The sequence below is a fragment of the Phycicoccus avicenniae genome (assembly GCF_018139485.1).
Taxonomy (GTDB): domain Bacteria; phylum Actinomycetota; class Actinomycetes; order Actinomycetales; family Dermatophilaceae; genus Phycicoccus; species Phycicoccus avicenniae.
The window spans coordinates 52,327-66,317 of sequence record NZ_JAGSNF010000017.1; the positions used below are offsets into that span (position 1 = coordinate 52,327).

Sequence of the window (13,991 nt, forward strand, 5' to 3'; positions counted from 1 at the left end):
TCCCCACTCTCGCACCGATGGACCCGGGCGGGGACCCCCGGCGCCGACATTCCACAGGGGATGACCTGGACGTTCGGTCACGTCTCGCGGATCGGCCGCGTCGGGTGCCGGATCGTCCCTATCCTGGCTCACGCTGCCCACCCCTCCAGCCCTCCGGAGCCCCTCATGCGCGGTTCGACCCGTGGTCTCGTCGTGTCCCTGCTGGGGACCGTCCTCGTGGTCACCGCCCAGGCCCCGACCGTGTCCGCGCCGCGGGGCGACACCGTCTCCGGGACGCTCGTGGCGACCGTCGCCGACGACTTCGCGGCGGGCGAGGACACCGACGGGCTGGGCATCATCCCGGACGAGGACCCGACCCGGTTCGTCCCGCTCGCCGGCGTCGAGGCGGCCGACCTGGCCGTCGCGCCCGGCGAGCGGGTGCGCGCGCGGGGACGCCTCGCGGCGGGGGGCCTGCGCACGGCTGCGTCCGGGGTCCGCCCGCTCACGGCGCGGTCCGCGCCGTCCGAGGGCTCGACGCCGCTGGTCGCGCCCTTCGAGGAGCCGGAGGTGGCCGCGGCGGCCCGGACGACGTCGCTGCTCGCCATCACGGTCCGCTTCTCCGACGGCTCCGGCGGGACGGTGGACAAGGCCCGGCTGTCCCGCACGCTCTTCGGCGACGGGGACTCGGTGTCCACCTACTACTCGGAGACCTCGCGCGGGTCCTGGACGACGAAGGGCCGGGTCGTCGGCCCGTTCACCGTCTCCGGCTCGACCCGGGGGTGCGACTGGGAGGGCTGGGGGGACTCGGCCCGCGACCAGGCCGGGCGCACGGTCGACCTCTCGGCGTACACGAACGTCATGGTCGTCTGGCCGACGGCGGCCTGCGGGTGGGCCGGTCTCGGCCACGTGCGGGGCCCGTACTCCTGGATCAACCAGAGCACCCCCTCGGTCCTCGTCACCGCGCACGAGCTGGGCCACAACTACGGCCTGCCGCACGCCTCGTCCTACGAGTGCCGCGACGCGTCCGGGCGACGGGTCACGATCTCCGACCGGTGCTCGGTCGTGGGGTACGCCGACCCCTTCTCGGCGATGGGCAACCGCGGCGCTCGGCTGCACCACGGGATCCATCGGCAGGACCTCCGGCTGATGTCGACGCGGAACGTCGCCTACGACGAGGCGACCGAGGTCGACCTCGCCCCGCTCTACGCCGCGGGCGGCGTCCGGGCGCTGCGGATCCCGCGCGACGGCCGCTCGTCGTACGTCGTCGAGTACCGGCGTCCGTACGCGACGTTCGACGACTTCGCCTCCGCGAGCGCGGTCGCCACCGGGGTGACGATCCGGGTCGACCAGGGCGGTGACGACTCCCTGCTCCTCGACACCACGCCGGACACGCGCTCGCTCGACGACGCGGCCCTCCAGGTCGGTCGGGTCTTCGAGGACCCGACGACCGGGATGCGGCTCACCCTCGAGGCTCGCACGAGCAGCCTGGCGTCGGTGTCGGTCTCCTGGCCCTCGACCCGCACCCCTCCGGCGTGGCTCGAGGGCGCCGGGCGCAGCCGCGCGAACGTCCCGGTCTGGAGGCCGCCGGCGGACCTCCTGCGGCCGTGACCTCGGACGACGTCGACCCGTCTGTGCGGCGACGGGTCCTCGAGGAGAGCCTCGGGGCGCTGCGCCGCGCCGGCTTCCCCGCCGCGGCGCTGCGCGACGTCGACCGTCTGCTCCGTCCCCACGCGGAGCCGGGCACGGTCCCGGCAGCCGCCGGCACGGGGCCCGTCGACGTCGTCGCGCCCGTCCTCGGCGTCGACGGGTGCAAGGCCGGCTGGGTCGGCGCCCTCCTGGAGCCGGGCGCCCCCCGACCGAGCGTCGTCGTCGCCGCGACGATCGTCGAGCTCGTCGAGGCCGTCCGCGAGCGCACCGGCGTGCGGGTTGTCGGCATCGACATCCCCATCGGGCTGCCCGACGGCTCGACCCGGGCGGCGGACGCCCTCGCCCGCCGTGCCCTCCCCGGCAAGGCCTCGTCCGTCTTCTCCACCCTGACCCGGGCCGCCTACGAGCAGCCGGACCGCGCCGCCGCGGACCGGGTGAACCGCGAGCGCTGCGGCCAGGGGGTCGGCGCCCAGGCCTTCGCGCTGCGGGCCAAGATCCTCGAGGTCGACGCCTGGGTGCGAGCCCGGCCCACCGTCGAGGTCGTCGAGGTGCACCCGGAGGTCTCGTTCGCGGCGATGGCCGGCGGCCCCCTCGTGGCCGGCAAGAAGACCGACGCCGGGCGGCAGGCACGCGTCGAGGCCCTCGCCGCGGTCGGGCTGGCCCGCCCGTCGGTACTCGAGGGCCGCGGGTACGCCGCCGACGACGTCCTCGACGCGTGCGCCGTCGCGTGGACGGCGGCCCGTCGGGCGTCCGGCCTCTCGCACTCGTTGCCCGAGGTCCCCGAGGTCCACTCCGACGGCATCCCCGCGGCCATCCACGTCTGAACCGGACGGAAACCCCCTGGCGTCGGACGCCGACGGCGAGCACGATGCGCCCATGACCAGCCGCGTGTCCCACACGAGCGTCGACTGCCACGACGCCTACGCCCTCTCACAGTGGTGGAAGGGGGTCCTCGGCTACGTCGACGTCGAGGACGACCCGAACCTCCCCGGCCACGAGGAGTGCATGATCCTCGCCGCGGACGGGTCGCACCGGCTGCTCTTCATCGAGGTGCCCGAGGGCAAGACCGGGAAGAACCGGATGCACCTCGACCTCGAGCCGACGGACCGCACCCGCGACGAGGAGGTCGACCGGCTGGTCGCCCACGGGGCCGTCCTCGTCACCGACCACCGCGGCATCCGGGGTCCGGGGACGGGGTGGGCCCTGCTCGCCGACCCCGAGGGCAACGAGTTCTGCGTCCTGCGCAGCGCCGCCGAGCGCGTGACGAGCGCCTGACGCCCGGACCTCCCGGAACACCGGAGGGTGCCACGCGGTTGGCCCGGACGACCACTGGGTGTCGCCGCGCCGTCGCGCGGTGGCACGCACGCCCCCGACGAGAGGCACGCATGAGCCGCTGGACCTTCGACGACATCCCCGACCTCACCGGCCGCCGCGCCGTCGTGACCGGGGCCAACTCGGGCATCGGCCTCGTCGAGGCCCGTGAGCTGGCCCGGCACGGTGCCGACGTCGTCATGGCCGTCCGGAACATGGAGTCCGGCGAGAAGGGCGCGGACCGCATCCGGGCCACCGGTGTCCCCGGCTCGGTGACGGTCGAGGAGCTCGACCTCGCGTCGCAGGACTCCGTGCGACGGTTCGCGGACCGGGTCGAGGGGCCGCTCGACCTCCTGCTCAACAACGCCGGGGTCATGATGCCGCCGCGCTACCGCGAGACCGAGGACGGCTTCGAGCTGCAGTTCGGCACCAACCACCTGGGCCACTTCGCGCTCACCGGCCGGCTCCTCCCGCAGCTGCTCGCGGCCGAGGCGCCCCGGGTGACGACGGTGTCGTCGATCGCCCACCACAACGGCGACGGCGCCGTCTGCGAGGGCAACCCCCGTGAGGGGTACGACCCGCAGACCTCGTACGGGCGTTCCAAGCTCGCCAACCTGCTCTTCGCGACCGAGCTGCAGCGTCGGGCCGCCGCGGCCGGCTCGCACCTGACCTCGACCGCCGCCCACCCTGGCATCTCGTCGACGAACCTCATCGCGAGCAAGGACGGCCTCGGCGCGATCCCCGTCGTGGGGACGGTCATGCAGCTCGTGTCCAAGGTCGTCTTCCCGGGCGCCGAGAAGGGGGCCGAGGCGGAGGTCTACGCGGCCACCGTCGCCGAGCCCGGCTCCTACACCGGTCCGACCGGGTTCCAGGAGACCCGTGGCGCCGTCGGCGAGGCCCGACGCTCGAGCCTGGCGCAGGACGAGACGCTCGCCCGGCTGCTCTGGGAGCGGTCCGAGGAGCTCACCGGCGTCACGATCTCGGTCGAGGGGCGGTGACCGGGGTGCGCGTCCTCCTCACCGGTGGCAGCGGCAAGGCCGGCCACCACGTCGCCCACCACCTGCGCGACGCGGGGCACGTCGTGACGAACGTCGACCGGGTGCCGCTCGGGCTCGACGGGGTCACCGACCTCGACGTCGAGCTCACCGACCTCGGCCAGCTCGTGTCCGTCCTGCGCATGCCGGCCGACCTCGCGGAGCTCGACACCGACGTCGCGCCGGGGTACGACGCCGTCGTCCACCTCGCGGCGATCCCGCGTATCGGGCTGCGCCCCGACAACGAGACCTACGCGAACAACGTCCTCACGACGTGGAACGTCCTCGAGGCCGCGGCGCTGCTCGAGGTCCCCAAGGTCGTCTTCGCCTCGTCGGAGACGACGTACGGCATCTGCTTCGCGAAGGGCGAGCGGCGGCCCGAGTACCTGCCGGTCGACGAGGAGCACCCGACGGTACCCGAGGACGCGTACGCGACGTCGAAGGTCGCGAACGAGGTGACGGCCCGGTCGGTCCAGGCCCGGACCGGCGCCGACGTCTACGGGCTGCGGATCAACAACGTCATCGAGCCGCACGAGTACGCCGAGCTGTTCCCGGCCTTCCTCGAGGACCCGACCCTGCGGCGGCGGAACATCTTCGCCTACATCGACGCCCGGGACCTCGCGCACGCCGTCGAGCGGTGCCTGCTCACCGACGGGCTCGGGTACGAGGTGTTCAACATCGCGAACCCCGACCACTCCGTCGCGGCGCCGACGTCCGAGCTCGTCGCGCGCTTCTACGACGACGTGCCGCTGCGGCGGGAGATGGGCGAGACCGAGACCTTCTACGCCATCGACAAGGCGCGACGGATGCTCGGGTACGACCCGCAGCACTCGTGGCGGGACGTCCTCGACGACCCGCGGGCCGGCTGACCCGTCAGGTGCCGAGCGTCCACCGCTCGTAGCCGAGGCCGCTCGGCCACGCCTGCGCCTCGGCGACCCGGGCGCCGCGCAGCGTCATCCCGTCGGGGAAGAGGCAGCGCCCCTCGCCCTGGACGACGGGGTACCGGAAGAGGCGGACCTCGTCGACGAGCCCGGCCTCGAGGAGGGCGTGGACGAGCCGGACCGACCCGGTGCACACGACGTCGCCGCCGTCACCGTCCTTGAGCCCCCGGACGGCGGCGAGCCAGTCCCCGTCGAGGACGGTCGTGCCCGACCAGTCGGGGTCAACGAGGGTCGAGGACACGACGTACTTGGCGACCCGGTTGAGGTAGGCGCTGACACCGGTCGTGTCGCCGTCGAGGTCGCGCCAGTAGCCGCGGAAGGACTCGAAGGTGTCCCTCCCGACGAGCAGGGCGTCGGCGGCGTCGCGCTGCCGGGCGTTCTCCGCCCGCATCTGCGGGTCCTCGGCCTGGTCGTCGAACCAGTCGCCGAGCATGTCGATCCGGCCGTCGAGCGTGATGTTCTGGGTCACCGCGAGTGTGCGCACCTCCCCACGGTGCACCTCCCGACGCCCGTCCGGGGCTTTCGCCGCCCGCCAGGCCGGGAGGGGCGGCGGGCGGCGAGCCTCGACGGGCCTGACGACCCACGGGTGGGACGACCTAGGCTGGGGGCATGAGCCTCCGCTCCACGACCATCGACCGGATCGACGGCGGGTTCTTCGACGTCCTCGTCGTCGGCGGCGGGATCAACGGCGCCGTGTCCGCGGCCGCCCTCGCGGGACGCGGCGCCTCGGTGGCGCTCGTCGACCGCGGCGACTTCGGGGCGTTCACGAGCCAGGAGTCGAGCAACCTCGTCTGGGGCGGCTTCAAGTACCTCGAGAACTACGAGCTCCCGCTCGTCTTCGGCCTGTGCCGCAGCCGTAACCGCCTCATGAAGTCCTACCCGGACAACATCAGGGAGATCGGCTTCCTCGCCTCGCTCGACCACGGCTCGCCGTACCCGCCCTGGTTCGCGGGCCTCGGGGCGACGGCGTACTGGGGCATCGGCCAGTTCGGCACGAAGCCGCCGAAGCTGTTCTCCGCCGAGAAGGTCAAGGAGGAGGAGCCGGTCATCGACACGAGCGGGGTCCGCGGCGCCATCCAGTACCAGGACGCCTACCTCGTCGACAACGACGCGCGCTTCGTCTTCTCCTTCGTCCGCAGCGCCCTCGAGGCCGGCGCGGCGGCCGTCAACTACGTCGAGCTCGTCTCGACCGAGCGCGACCGCGACCGCTGGATCGCCCGGCTGCGCGACGTCGACACCGGCCGCGAGCTCACGACGTCGGCGCGGGTCATCGTCAACGCCACGGGTCCCTTCGCTGACGACGTCAACGAGATCTGGGGCACCCGCACCGACCACACGATCGTCTGCTCCAAGGGCATCCACCTCGTCGTCCCGCGGCTCACCACCGCTCGGCACGACCGGGTGCTCGCCTTCTTCGACGACGAGCAGCGGTTGTTCTACGTCATCCCGATGGGCCGCCGCTCGGTCATCGGCACGACCGACACCCGCGTCGACTCCCCGTACACCGAGGTGACCGACGAGGACCGCGACTTCCTCCTCGAGCAGATCAACAAGCGGCTCGACCTGCAGGAGCCGCTCACGCGGGACGACGTCATCTCCGAACGGTGCGGTGTGCGGCCGCTCGTCGTCGAGCGGGGCGACGGCGACCACGAGAACACCGACTGGACCTCGCTGTCGCGCAAGCACGTCATCGAGCGCGACGACCGGCACAAGGTCGTCAGCGTCCTCGGCGGCAAGCTCACCGACTGCCTCAACGTCGGCGAGGAGGTCGCCGCCGAGGTGCAGCGTCTCGGGGTGCCGCTCGAGAAGGATCTCGGCAACTGGTACGGCGAGCCGGCGAAGCAGACCCGCGCCGAGTTCTTCCGCCAGGCCCGGCTCATGCACCTCGACACGCTGCGGACCAAGCCCGACACCGAGCCGCTCACCGACCGGCTGTGGCGGCGCTACGGGCGGCGGGCGTTCGACCTGCTCGAGACGATCCGGGCCGACCCGTCGATGGGCGAGGACGTCATGGGCTCGGCCGACTACCTGCGGGCCGAGATCTACCAGGCGGCCGAGCACGAGATGGTCGTGACGCTCGACGACTTCATGCGGCGGCGCAGCAAGATCGACCTCGTCGTGCGCGACCACCGCCAGGTCGACTCCGACGGGATGCGCGAGGTCGCCCGGATCCTCTTCGGGGACGACGCCGACCGACGACTCGAGGAGTACCTCGAGGCCAAGTCCGGCGCCCAGCGGGCCTGAGCCGCAGGGGTTCGGGCCCCGGCTCGCCGGCGCGCGTCAGGGAGCGGGGACCCAGCGGAAGGCGACGGCGTCACCGGGGCGCAGCTGAGCGGCGCGGTCGACGTCCGCGTCGACGACGACGGCCACGACGGGGTACCCGCCCGTCACCGGGTGGTCGGCGAGGAAGAGCACCGGTTCGCCGCTCGGCGGCACCTGGACCGCACCCCGCCAGACGCCCTCGCTCGGCAGCTGGTCCTGCCCGGTGTGCCGGAACCTGCCGCCCTCGAGCCGAGCGCCCACCCGGTTGCTCCGGTCCGTCGTGCGCCAGGTCGTGCGCACGAGGAGGTCGGCGTCCTCGACCCGGTCCTCGCGCGGACCGCGCACGGCGTGCAGGACGACCGGGTCCGCCGCAGGCGGCCACGGGACGACGTCGGCCCCGGGGAGGGTCGTCCCGGGATCGGCGCCGACGGCGAGGACGGCACCGACGGAGAGCGGCTCCGGCCCGAGGCCCGAGAGGACGTCCCGGCTCGCGGACTCGAGGACCGGGTCGGCGACCACCCCCCCGCGGACCGCCAGGTAGGACCGCAGGCCGACCTCCGGCGGGCCGAGCCGCACCCTGCTGCCGGCCGGTGCGTGGACGACGCCGTGGCTGCCGACCGCCCGCCCGTCCACGGTGATCTCGCCACGCGCCCCGCTGACGCAGAACGTGACGGCCGCGTCGCCGACCTCGAGGTCGAGCCCACCGGCGGTCACCTCGACGCAGGTGGCGCCCTCGGGGTTGCCGAGCAGCCGGTTCGCCAGGCGCAGCGCGCCCCGGTCCGCCGCCCCCGACCGGCCGACCCCGAGGCCCGCCAGACCCGGCCGTCCCAGGTCCTCCAGGAGCGCCAGCGGCCCGGTCGCCCGGACGGTGAGGGTGCGTCGGAGGCCGCCCGCGCCGCCGGCGTCCCCGCTCACCGGCCGACCTCGACGAAGCGGACCCGGACGCCCGGCCGCAGCAGCGCGGGCGGGTCGCGGTCGAGGTCCCACATCACGGCGTCGGTCCGCCCGAGCAGCTGCCACCCCCCGGGCGACTCGCGGGGGTAGACGCCCGCGTACTCCCCGGCGAGGCCGACAGCGCCCGCGGGCACCCGCGTGCGCGACTCCTCGCGTCGCGGCACGTGCAGGCGGTCGTCCTCCCCGACGAGGTAGCCGAACCCGGGGGCGAACCCGCCGAAGGCGACCCGCCACGTCTGACCGGTGTGCGCGGCGACCACCCCGTCGCGGTCGAGACCGGTGAGCCGGGCGACGTCGTCGAGGTCGGCGCCGTCGTAGACGACGGGGATCTCGACGACCTCCTCCACCCCGGCCGGCCCCCCGCCGCCGAAGGGCACGGCGCCCACGGAGGCACCGCCGGAGGCGTCCCCGGGGGACGCGGCGCGGGGGGCGACCTCCGCCAGCACGTCCCGCAGCCCGGAGACCGGCGTCCCGTCGGCCGCGACGACGAGCACCGTGCACGCCGCCTCGACGACGGCACCGACGCCCGGCGCGTCCGCGTCCCGCACCGCCGCCGCGAGCGCCACCGCCTCGTCGGTCCCGGCGACCTCGACGAGCACGGCCCGGTCCCCGTACGGCAGCGTCCTCATCCGACCGTCTTCACGCGAACGTCCGGACGTCGACGCCCGCGTCGTCGAGGGCGGCCCGGACGGCGGTCGCCATGCCCACCGCACCCGGGGTGTCGCCGTGCAGGCACACCGACTCGGCGTCGACGGCGACGTCGCTGCCGTCCACCGCCGCGACGACCCCCTCTCTGACGAGCCGCAGCACGCGGGCCGCGACCTCGTCGACGTCCTCGAGCAGCGCCCCCGGCTCAGACCGCGGCACGAGCGTCCCCTCGGGGGTGTACCCGCGGTCGGCGAAGGCCTCCCGGACCGGACGCAGTCCCGCCGCCTCGGCCCGACGCAGCAGCTGCGACCCCGGCAGGCCGAGCACCGGCAGCGACGGGTCGTAGGCGCGCACGGCGTCGACGACGGCCTGCGCGTGTCCCTCGTGGTGGACCGCGGCGTTGTACAGGGCGCCGTGCGGCTTGACGTACGACACCCGGGTGCCGGCGACGCGGGCCATCGCCTCGAGCGCGCCCACCTGGTAGGTCACGTCGTCGGCGAGCTCGCCCGGGTCGACGTCGACGAAGCGCCGCCCGAAGCCGGCGAGGTCGCGGTAGCCGACCTGAGCCCCGACGGCGACGCCCCGGGTGGCCGCGGTCTCGCAGCACCGGCGCAGCGTCGTCGGATCCCCGGCGTGGAAGCCGCACGCGACGTTCGCGCTCGTGACGAGGGCCAGGACGGCGTCGTCGTCGCCGAGGCGCCAGCGGCCGAAGGACTCGCCGACGTCGCTGTTGAGGTCGACGGAGGCGGGCGCGCTCACCGGTCGGCCCCCGGGGGCGGCGGTCATCGCGGTCTTCGCGGTCATGCCTCCCGATCATGGCAGCCCGGAAGGTCGTGGGCCCGGCTCAGACCTCGACGAGCACCTCGTCGAGCGGTTTCCGGGTGATCGCGGGCACCCGCGCCCCCGGCGCGGGCAGGCCCACCGGGACGAGGACGAACGGCCGCTCGTTGCGGGGCCGACCCAGCACCTCGGTGAGGAAGCGCATCGGCGACGGGGTGTGCGTCAGCGTCGCGAGGCCGGCCTCGTGGAGGGCCGCGAGCAGCAGGCCGACCGCGATGCCGACCGACTCCTTCGCGTAGTACGGCTTCGGCTCGGTGTCGCTCGCGTGCACCTCGAGGACGACGACGAGGACGGGCGCGGTCTCGAGGAACGGCTTGTCCGCGCCGGTGCCGAGGGGCGCGAGGGCACCGAGCCACTCCTCCCCGGCCCGCCGGCCGTAGAACTCGCGCTCCTCGGCCTCCGCGGCCTCGCGGATGCGGCGTCTGACGGCCGGGTCGGTGACGACGACGAAGCGCCACGGCTGGACGTTCGCCCCGCTCGGTGCGCTCGCGGCGGCCCGCACCGCCTCGCGGACGGCGTCCAGCGGCACGGGGTCGCGGGCGAGGTCACGGACGGTGCGGCGGGTCCGCATCCGGTCGGCGAAGGCCCGGGCGCGGGCAACCCGCTCGGCGTCGGTGAGGTCCGGGCCGCGGGGGGCGGGCTCGGTGGGGATGGCGTCGTCGGCGCTCACCGCCGCATCCTCGCGCACCGGGAGGGTCCCGCGACGGCCGGCGGCCGGCACCGTGCACCGCCGTGCGACGTGGCGCCGAGGTTCGACACCGCCGGTCCGGTCCGGCCCGGGCGCGGGGCGTGCTCGTGGCCGGACCGGAGAGGATGTCGGCATGGCCCTCGACGTCCACGCCCCGGCACTCACCGGGCCACGCCTCATGCGCCAGCGCTGGGTCGACATCACCTTCGTGCACTGGGCCGTCGACCCCGACCGGGTCGCCCCGCTGCTGCCCCGGGGTACCCGCCCGGACGTCCTCGACGGCGTGACGTACGTCGGGCTCATCCCCTTCCGGATGGTCGGTGCCGGGCTCGGCGCCGGACCACCCGTCCCGTGGCTCGGGACCTTCCTCGAGACGAACGTGCGGTACTACTCGCGCGACGACGCCGGTCGGCACGGGGTGGTCTTCGGATCGCTCGAGGCGTCCCGGCTGCTCGTCTCCCTCGGCGCGCGTGCGGTCTTCGGGACCCCGTACACGTGGGCGTCGATGCGCTCCAGCCGCAGCGGCACGCGCATCACGTACTCCTCCCGCCGCCGCTGGCCCGGCCCCCGCGGAGCCCGGACGCACCTCACCGTGGACGTCGGCGACCCGGTGGACGAGCCGATGCCCCTCGACCGGTTCCTCACCGCCCGCTACGGGCTGCACTCGCGCGTCCTCGGCCGCCCCTCCTGGGTCCCGAACGAGCACCCACCCTGGCCGCTGCGCCGGGCCGAGCTCGTCGACCTCGACGACGAGCTCCTCGCGGCCGCCGGCTTCCCCGACCTGGCGCGCACCCCTCCCGCCAGCGTCCTGCACTCGGTCGGGACACGGACCACCTTCGGGATGCCCGTGCGGCTGCGCCCGGCCGGCCGATGAGCCCCGACGTCCCCGCCGTCGTCCTCGCGGTCGTCGCGGCCTGGCACGCGGCCTTCCAGGTGACGGTCACCGCGCTCGTCTACCCCGTGCTGCTGGCGCGCTCGACGCGGGAGTTCGCGGCCTCGCACGACGCGCACTCGCGGCGCATCACGCTGGTCGTCGGACCGACGTACCTCGCCGTCCTCCTCGCCTGTGGCTGGGCGGTCGCCGCGGGTGGTCTCGGTCCGACGGGGGTCCTCGCGGTGCTCGCGCAGGCCCTCGTGCTCGCCCTCACCGCGGTCGCCGCGGCCCCGACGCACGGTGCCCTCGGCCGCCGCGGTCCGGACCCGGTGCTCGTGCGGCGGCTGCGCCGGGCCGACCTGGCCCGGACGGTCGTGGCGCTCGCCGGGCTCGTCGCGGCCTGCGTCGCGGTCGCGAGCGGATGAGGACGCCGTCCTCGGCACCAGGAACACCCGCGTCCGCCGCTCTGTTGGCCCCGACATGAAGGTCATCGTCATCGGAGGCCACGGCAAGGTGGCCCGTCATCTGCACCCCCTGCTCACCGAGCGCTCCCACGAGGTCACCGCCGTCGTGCGCAACCCGGACCACGTCGCGGACGTCGAGGCCGACGGCGCGACGGGCGTCGTCGCCGACGTCGAGTCGATGGACACGAGCGCCCTCGAGAACCTGCTGCGCGGCAGCGACGCCGTCGTGTGGTCGGCGGGCGCCGGCGGGGGCGACCCCGCCCGCACGTGGGCGCTCGACCGCGACGCGGCGATCCGGTCCATGGCCGCCGCGGAGCAGGCCGGCGTCGACCGGTACGTCATGGTGTCCTACTTCGGGGCCGGCCCCGACCACGGCGTCCCGGAGGACGAGCCGTTCTTCGCCTACGCCGAGTCCAAGACCGCCGCCGACGCCCGTCTGAGCGAGACCGCGCTCGGCTGGACGATCCTGCGCCCGAGCCGGCTCACCGACGACCCGTCGACCGGCCGCGTCGCGACCGCGCGCTCCGGCGCCACCGCGGGTGAGGTCCCGCGTGCCGACGTCGCCCGGATGGTCGCGGAGGTGCTGGACCGCCCCGGCACCGCCGGCGCCGTCATCGAGTTCAACGGCGGCGACACCCCCATGGACGAGGAGCTCGACGCGGTCGCCGCCGCGCTGCGCTGACCCTCTCCGGACCACCGAGGGGCCGCCGGTCCGTGCCACGACACGGACCGGCGGGCCCCCCGCGGGGGGGGGGGGGGTGTGGCGGGGGGGCCCCCCCCCCCCCCCCCCCCCCCCGGGGGCGCCCCCCCCGCCCGGGGGGGGGGGGCGCCCCCCCCCCCCCCCGCTTCGTGAGGGCCGCGACCGACCGGACCCGGTCGGACCGGGGGTTGGTCAGCATCGGGGCGTGGTTCAGGCGGAGGCCTTCGCCGGGGTGCCCTGGTGGGCCTTGGCGATCTCGACGAGCGCGGTGAACGCGGCCTCGTCGTTGACCGCGAGCTCGGCGAGCATGCGACGGTCGACCTCGACCTCGGCGGCCTTGAGGCCCTGGATGAACCGGTTGTACGTCATCCCGTTCGCGCGGGCCGCGGCGTTGATCCGCTGGATCCACAGCCGACGGAAGTCGCCCTTGCGGGCGCGACGGTCGCGGTAGGCGTAGCCGAGGGAGTGGGTGACCTGCTCCTTGGCCTTGCGGTACAGCCGCGAGCGCTGCCCGCGGTAGCCGCTGGCCTGCTCGAGGACGACCCGGCGCTTCTTCTGGGCGTTGACCGCCCGCTTCACGCGTGCCACGTGAGTTCTCCTTGCTTCTGTTCTACGTCAGGGGGGTGTGGGGTCGGCTCACTTGCCGAGGAGCTTCTTGACCTTCTTGACGTCGGCCGGGGCGACGAGGACGTCCTTGGAGAGGCGGCGCGCCTTCTGCGGGGTCTTCTCGTGGAACTTGTGCACGTGGCCGGCCTGCTCGCGCATGACCTTGCCCGAGCCGGTGACCCGGAAGCGCTTCTTCGTGCCGCTGTGCGTCTTGTTCTTCGGCATGGTGCCGATCTCCTTGGGTGTGCTGTTCGGTGGTGGGTGGACGGGGGCGGTCAGCCGGCGTCGGCGGTCTCGCTGGGCTGCTCGGCGGGCTCGGCCGCCTCGGTGCCCTCGGCGCCGCGCGCCGCCTCGTCGCGCCGCTTGCGCTCGGCCTTCTGCTCGGCCATCGCCTGCGCCTTCTTCTTCGTCGGCGCGAGGACCATGACCATGTTGCGGCCGTCCTGCTTCGGCTGGGACTCGACGGTGCCGAGCTCGACGACGTCCTCCGCGAGGCGCTGGAGCAGCCGGAAGCCCAGCTCGGGGCGGGACTGCTCGCGTCCGCGGAACATGATCGTCACCTTGACCTTGTCGCCGCCCTTGAGGAAGCGGACGACGTGGCCCTTCTTCGTGCCGTAGTCGTGGGGGTCGATCTTCGGTCGGAGCTTGATCTCCTTGATGACCGTGTTGACCTGGTTCTTGCGCGCCTCCCGCGCCTTCATGGCGGCCTCGTACTTGTACTTGCCGTAGTCCATGAGCTTGGCGACCGGGGGCTTGGCCATCGGGGCGACCTCGACGAGGTCGAGGTCGGCCTCCGCCGCGAGGCGGAGCGCGTCCTCGACGCGCACGATGCCGACCTGCTCGCCGTTCGGGCCGACCAACCGCACCTCGGGGACCCGGATGCGGTCGTTGATACGTGGCTCGCTGATGTGCTTCTCCTTCGTCACTGACAGGTGTCCGGACCGTGACACGAAAGAAGGCCCCTCGCGCCGTGTGCACGAGGGGCCCTGTGGATCCGACCGGGCCGGGGCGGGATGCCACGGCGCCACCCCGTGGGGCACGCT

General features: G+C 74.5%; 17 protein-coding genes. 9 read left to right on the plus strand and 8 right to left on the minus strand.

Going from position 1 to position 13,991, the window contains the following annotated elements; all coding sequences use genetic code 11:
• Positions 1 to 165: 165 nt before the first annotated feature.
• The 5 genes from KC207_RS11980 (at position 166) to KC207_RS12000 (ending at position 4,840) form a co-directional block, all read left to right on the plus strand.
• On the plus strand, positions 166 to 1,587 hold the full coding sequence (locus KC207_RS11980) for a metallopeptidase domain-containing protein (protein ID WP_211603337.1): 1,422 nt from the start codon (positions 166 to 168) through the stop codon (positions 1,585 to 1,587).
• Positions 1,584 to 2,450 (plus strand): DUF429 domain-containing protein, encoded by an 867-nt coding sequence (locus KC207_RS11985; protein WP_211603338.1) that lies wholly within the window; start codon positions 1,584 to 1,586, stop codon positions 2,448 to 2,450. The genes KC207_RS11980 and KC207_RS11985 overlap by 4 nt, the downstream gene beginning before the upstream one ends.
• A 52-nt stretch (positions 2,451 to 2,502) precedes the next feature.
• The gene (locus KC207_RS11990) at positions 2,503 to 2,901 is read left to right on the plus strand and encodes a VOC family protein (RefSeq protein ID WP_211603339.1); all 399 of its coding nucleotides are present in this window, start codon (positions 2,503 to 2,505) and stop codon (positions 2,899 to 2,901) included.
• A 110-nt stretch (positions 2,902 to 3,011) separates the two neighbouring features.
• Positions 3,012 to 3,935: an oxidoreductase gene (locus KC207_RS11995; RefSeq protein WP_211603340.1), complete on the plus strand. Its 924-nt coding sequence runs from the start codon at positions 3,012 to 3,014 to the stop codon at positions 3,933 to 3,935.
• Complete coding sequence (locus tag KC207_RS12000) at positions 3,932 to 4,840, plus strand: NAD-dependent epimerase/dehydratase family protein (protein ID WP_249138708.1); 909 nt, start codon at positions 3,932 to 3,934, stop codon at positions 4,838 to 4,840. Before KC207_RS11995 ends, KC207_RS12000 begins: the two co-directional genes overlap by 4 nt.
• A 4-nt stretch (positions 4,841 to 4,844) precedes the next feature.
• Here the strand turns inward: KC207_RS12000 and KC207_RS12005 are convergent, their stop codons facing one another.
• The gene (locus KC207_RS12005) at positions 4,845 to 5,396 is read right to left on the minus strand and encodes a dihydrofolate reductase family protein (RefSeq protein ID WP_211603341.1); all 552 of its coding nucleotides are present in this window, start codon (positions 5,394 to 5,396) and stop codon (positions 4,845 to 4,847) included.
• Positions 5,397 to 5,521: 125 nt separating this feature from the next.
• Between KC207_RS12005 and KC207_RS12010 the strand changes: the two genes are divergently transcribed.
• Complete coding sequence (locus tag KC207_RS12010) at positions 5,522 to 7,156, plus strand: glycerol-3-phosphate dehydrogenase/oxidase (protein ID WP_211603342.1); 1,635 nt, start codon at positions 5,522 to 5,524, stop codon at positions 7,154 to 7,156.
• Positions 7,157 to 7,192: 36 nt separating this feature from the next.
• On the opposite strand, the gene KC207_RS12015 is transcribed toward KC207_RS12010, so the two are convergent.
• Genes KC207_RS12015 through KC207_RS12030 form a run of 4 tightly spaced genes read right to left on the minus strand, consistent with a single transcriptional unit; the run spans position 7,193 to position 10,286 of the window.
• A complete protein-coding gene (locus KC207_RS12015) occupies positions 7,193 to 8,089 on the minus strand; it encodes a 5-oxoprolinase subunit C family protein (RefSeq protein WP_211603343.1) in 897 nt (298 codons plus the stop codon).
• Positions 8,086 to 8,757, minus strand: a complete 672-nt coding sequence (locus KC207_RS12020) for a 5-oxoprolinase subunit B family protein (protein WP_211603344.1) — start codon at positions 8,755 to 8,757, stop codon at positions 8,086 to 8,088. Before KC207_RS12020 ends, KC207_RS12015 begins: the two co-directional genes overlap by 4 nt.
• A 10-nt stretch (positions 8,758 to 8,767) precedes the next feature.
• A complete protein-coding gene (locus tag KC207_RS12025; protein ID WP_211603512.1) occupies positions 8,768 to 9,562 on the minus strand; it encodes a LamB/YcsF family protein in 795 nt (264 codons plus the stop codon).
• Positions 9,563 to 9,620: 58 nt separating this feature from the next.
• Positions 9,621 to 10,286 carry a nitroreductase family protein gene (locus KC207_RS12030; protein WP_211603345.1) on the minus strand — a complete coding sequence of 222 codons (666 nt, stop codon included), beginning with the start codon at positions 10,284 to 10,286 and terminating at the stop codon, positions 9,621 to 9,623.
• A 151-nt stretch (positions 10,287 to 10,437) separates the two neighbouring features.
• On the opposite strand from KC207_RS12030, the gene KC207_RS12035 reads away from it, so the two are divergent.
• The 3 genes from KC207_RS12035 to KC207_RS12045 are packed head-to-tail and all read left to right on the plus strand — an operon-like array spanning position 10,438 to position 12,324.
• Complete coding sequence (locus KC207_RS12035) at positions 10,438 to 11,178, plus strand: YqjF family protein (protein ID WP_211603346.1); 741 nt, start codon at positions 10,438 to 10,440, stop codon at positions 11,176 to 11,178.
• Positions 11,175 to 11,603: a hypothetical protein gene (locus tag KC207_RS12040; protein WP_211603347.1), complete on the plus strand. Its 429-nt coding sequence runs from the start codon at positions 11,175 to 11,177 to the stop codon at positions 11,601 to 11,603. Before KC207_RS12035 ends, KC207_RS12040 begins: the two co-directional genes overlap by 4 nt.
• A 55-nt stretch (positions 11,604 to 11,658) precedes the next feature.
• Entirely contained in the window at positions 11,659 to 12,324 is a 666-nt protein-coding gene (locus KC207_RS12045) for an SDR family oxidoreductase (RefSeq protein WP_211603348.1), read from the plus strand.
• A 228-nt stretch (positions 12,325 to 12,552) separates the two neighbouring features.
• On the opposite strand, the gene rplT is transcribed toward KC207_RS12045, so the two are convergent.
• From rplT to infC, 3 genes are read right to left on the minus strand one after another with little or no spacing between them, the layout of a single operon-like run.
• A complete protein-coding gene (gene rplT / locus KC207_RS12050) occupies positions 12,553 to 12,930 on the minus strand; it encodes a 50S ribosomal protein L20 (RefSeq protein WP_211603349.1) in 378 nt (125 codons plus the stop codon).
• 48 nt (positions 12,931 to 12,978) lie between these two features.
• On the minus strand, positions 12,979 to 13,173 hold the full coding sequence (gene rpmI, locus KC207_RS12055) for a 50S ribosomal protein L35 (RefSeq protein ID WP_211603350.1): 195 nt from the start codon (positions 13,171 to 13,173) through the stop codon (positions 12,979 to 12,981).
• A gap of 50 nt (positions 13,174 to 13,223) precedes the next feature.
• Entirely contained in the window at positions 13,224 to 13,898 is a 675-nt protein-coding gene (infC, locus tag KC207_RS12060) for a translation initiation factor IF-3 (RefSeq protein WP_249138709.1), read from the minus strand.
• Between the last annotated feature and the right edge of the window lie 93 nt (positions 13,899 to 13,991).